This window comes from Stenotrophomonas sp. HMWF003, from assembly GCF_003061285.1.
Lineage (GTDB): Bacteria > Pseudomonadota > Gammaproteobacteria > Xanthomonadales > Xanthomonadaceae > Stenotrophomonas > Stenotrophomonas maltophilia_AP.
This window is the reverse complement of the sequence record NZ_QAIW01000397.1, coordinates 3,117-4,103: the sequence shown is the minus strand read 5'-3', so window position 1 is coordinate 4,103 and position 987 is coordinate 3,117. Positions and strand designations below refer to the sequence as shown.

Genomic DNA, 987 nt, shown 5'->3' with positions numbered 1-987 from the left:
GTGGTGGCAGCATGGCCGGCCAGTGGCGTCCGCAGCAGTCACCGTTGGGCCTGCAGGTGGCCGATGCCCCGTCGGCCTACGCCGCGCTGTACGCCACGCCTGCCGGTGGCGTGTCCGCTGCGCTGCCGCCGATGCCCAGCTACAACGGCCTGCCGGCCACCGCGGCCGACAGCGGCGTGCCGCCGCTGGGCTACGCCGTGGCGCAGTTGCACGGCATCTACATCCTGGCCGAGAACGCCGAAGGCCTGATCGTGGTGGACATGCACGCCGCGCACGAGCGCATCGGCTACGAGCGCCTGAAAACCGCACACGACGGCATGGGCCTGCACGCGCAGCCGTTGCTGGTGCCGATCACGCTGGCAGTGGGCGAGCGCGATGCCGACACCGCCGAGCGCGAGGCCGACACGCTGGTGGCGCTGGGCTTCGAGATCACCCGCTCCGGTCCGGGGTCGCTGCACGTGCGCAGCATTCCCGCGCTGCTGGCCAACGCCGAACCGGAAGGCCTGCTGCGTGACGTGCTCACCGACCTGCGCGAGCATGGTCAGAGCCGGCGCATCGCCAGCGCACGCGACGAGCTACTGTCGACGATGGCCTGCCACGGCGCGGTGCGCGCCAACCGGCGCTTGACCGTGCCGGAAATGAACGCGCTGTTGCGCGACATGGAAATCACCGAACGCTCGGGTCAGTGCAATCACGGCCGACCGACCTGGGCGCGTTTTTCACTGGCGGAAATCGACCGCTGGTTCCTGCGCGGACGTTGAAGGGGACAATCATGCGAAGGTGGGGAAGTGCGCTGGGCGCGATGGTACTGGCGCTGGGACTGGCCGCGTGCGGGGACAAAGACGCTGCACCACCGGTTGCCGCTGCGGTGGATCCGGCGTTCGCCGCCGAACAGCAGCAGTGGCGCCAGAAGCGCTACGAAGAACTGCATGCCGCCGACGGCTGGACCAGCCTGGTTGGCCTGCATTGGCTGGAGTACAAGGCGCA

At 69.5% G+C, this 987-nt stretch carries 2 pseudogenes; both read left to right on the top strand.

Annotation, left to right across the window (positions count from 1 at the left end):
* A pseudogene (gene mutL, locus DBR34_RS23685) lies at positions 1-761 on the top strand (DNA mismatch repair protein MutL); the annotation flags it as partial.
* A gap of 11 nt (positions 762-772) precedes the next feature.
* Positions 773-987 (top strand): annotated as a pseudogene (locus tag DBR34_RS23680) (hypothetical protein); the annotation flags it as partial.